Origin of the sequence: Rothia sp. HMSC071C12, from assembly GCF_001813895.1 — a bacterium.
Classification (GTDB): Bacteria; Actinomycetota; Actinomycetes; order Actinomycetales; family Micrococcaceae; genus Rothia; species Rothia mucilaginosa.
Genome location: NZ_KV814371.1, coordinates 1 through 2,759, shown reverse-complemented (window position 1 = coordinate 2,759; position 2,759 = coordinate 1). Strand labels below are relative to the sequence as shown.

Annotated in this window: 2 protein-coding genes; both read left to right on the top strand. The window is 57.4% G+C overall.

Annotated elements, in window-relative coordinates; all coding sequences use genetic code 11:
- Positions 1-674: restriction endonuclease subunit S (locus HMPREF2942_RS03390; RefSeq protein WP_246824341.1), on the top strand; the 674-nt coding region annotated here is incomplete at its 5' end.
- Positions 675-850: 176 nt separating this feature from the next.
- Positions 851-2,759, top strand: a 1,909-nt coding sequence (locus tag HMPREF2942_RS03385) for a type I restriction endonuclease subunit R (protein WP_168165842.1), incomplete at its 3' end; no start/stop codon positions are given.

Genomic DNA, 2,759 nt, shown 5'->3' with positions numbered 1-2,759 from the left:
TGGAAGCGCGTACTCTGCAATACGAGTACTACCGGGATTTGCTCCTGGCTTCTTTCTCCGAGCCAGCGGTCAAGTTCTACTCGATAGAGGAACTGTTTACCACCCGTAATGGTTACACCCCGTCTAAGTCCAATAGCAGCTATTGGGAGAACGGAACTGTTCCCTGGTTCCGCATGGAAGACATCCGTGAAAATGGCGGAGTCCTATCAGAAGCCTTGCAGTCCGTTCATGAAAGTGCTTTGAAAAAGGGCGGGATGTTCCCCGCTGGTTCAATCATCGTGGCGACTTCTGCAACGATTGGTGAGCACGCGCTGATTAACGTAGATTTTCTGTGCAATCAGAGGTTCACTGTTCTGACCCCTAAGGAAGAGTTTAAGAGCCTTCTGTTACCTAAATTCCTCTACTACTATTCGTTTGTTTTGGATCGTTGGTGCCTTTCGAATACTACGCAGTCCAGCTTTGCCAGTGTGGATATGAAGCGTTTCAAGAAGTTTGAGTTTCCCCTTCCTTCCTTGGAAGAGCAGCAGCGCATTGTCGATATTCTCGACCGCTTCGACGCCCTAACCAGCAGCCTCTCCGAGGGTCTACCCGCAGAGCTAACGGCGCGTCGTAGTCAGTATGAGTACTACCGCGACCAGCTACTTTCCTTCCCCCGCAAGGGCGAAAACCAGTAGCCACCCGCGTATCAAACTGCGCATCACGCGCGAACCCCGTGCAGGGGCGGCACCCCGCCACCCCTGCACGGGCCGCTAGACCTCAACCACATACCTCAACCACACTCAACAAACTGGGCCCGCCAACCCCGAGCCCAACCATCCACACACTCAACCCCTACGCAAAGGAGCACCCCGTGGAAACCGTACCCAACCACCCCCGCCCCACCGAAGGACGCACCGAAAGCATCCTCAGCTCTGACGACTTCACCGTCATCGCCAAGCTTGCCGAAACGAAGGACTACAAGGAATGGAAGGCACAGCACCAGAAGAAGCGTGAGCACCAGAGCGAATCGCAGCTCGAATCCGAACTCATCGAAACCCTCAAAACCCAGGGCTACGACTACCTGCCGCGCCTCACCGACGAAGCCGCACTCATCCGCAACCTGCGCGAACAGCTCGAACGCCTCAACACCCGCCCCGAAGAAGGCGCCTACGGCCCCAACAGCGGTTTCCACTTCACCGACGAAGAATTCGACCGTCTTCTCAAGAACCACATCGCCCGCTCCAACGACGGCATCTTGGAGAAGGCCAAGCTGATTCAGGAAGAACGCTTCATCGACTTCCGCCTCGAAGACGGCACCCTGCGCAACATCATGCTCATCGACGCCGCCTACCCCGCACGCAACCACATGCAGGTCATCAACCAGTACCGCGTACCCGCCCCCAACGGCAAAGTACTCAACCGCTACGACGTGACCATCCTCGTCAACGGCCTGCCCCTCGTACACATCGAACTCAAGAAGCGCAACGTGAGCATCCGCGAAGCCTTCCAGCAGATCGAGCGATACCAGAACGAAGGCTTCCAGCAGGACAAGCACCGCCTCTTCGAATACGCCCAGATCTTCGTCATCAGCAACGGCTTCGAAACCAAGTACTACTCCAACACCGTGCGCCACAAGCACATCGAAGACCAGCAGACCGCCAGCCGCAAGACCGCCTCCGGCGGCTCCGCAGGCAAGAGCTTCGACTTCACCAGCTACTGGTCAGACGAACAGAACAACCGAATCAACGACCTAATCCTCTTCGCGCGCACCTTCCTCACCCGCCACACCCTCGCAAACGTCCTGACCCGCTACTGCATCTTCACCGTAGGCCAGGACCTGCTCGTCATGCGCCCCTACCAGATCGCGGCAACCGAAAAAATCATTAAGCAAGTCGAAATCGCCAACAACGACCCCAAGCGCCTCGGCACCAAGGAAGCCGGCGGCTACATCTGGCATACCACCGGCAGTGGCAAGACCCTCACCAGCTTCAAGACCGCACGCCGCCTGGCAGAAACCGGGCTCGTCGACAAGGTTCTCTTCGTCGTGGACCGCAAGGACCTCGACTACCAGACCATGCTCGAATACAACAACTTCCAGGCAGACTCCGTCAGCTCCACCGGCAGCACCCGCGAACTCAGCAACCGCCTCGCCGACCGCGGAACCAGCATCGTGGTCACCACCATCCACAAGCTGTCCAACCTCATCACCGCCGAACCCGAACACCCCGTCTACGGCCAGCGTGTAGCCATCATCTTCGACGAATGCCACCGCTCCCAGTTCGGCCGCATGAACACCGCCATCAAGAAGAGCTTCAAGAAGTACAGCATGTTCGGCTTCACCGGCACCCCCATCTTCGACAAGAACTCCGTAGGCGGCCCCGGCACCACCACCGTCGAAGTCTTCGGCGACTGCCTGCACACCTACACCGTCGTCGACGCCATCAACGACAAGAACGTGCTGAAATTCCACCTGGAATACACCAACACCAGCCCCCACTTCGCCGAACTCGAAGAAACCTCCTACGCAGAAGAAATTGCCGCCGAACGCGCCGAAACCCCCGACGCGAAGGAACTCGAAAAGTTCGCAAAGAGCAAGGAAGTACTCGAAAGCCCTGAACGCATCGAAGCCGTAGCCACTTACATCCTCGACAACTACGACCGCAAAACCAACCAGAGCGCAGCCACCAGCTACGAGATCAAGAAAACCCGCACCATCAACGGCGTCACCAAACACTACGTAGAGCGCGTGCGCGGTTTCAACTCGATTCTGGCAACCTCGT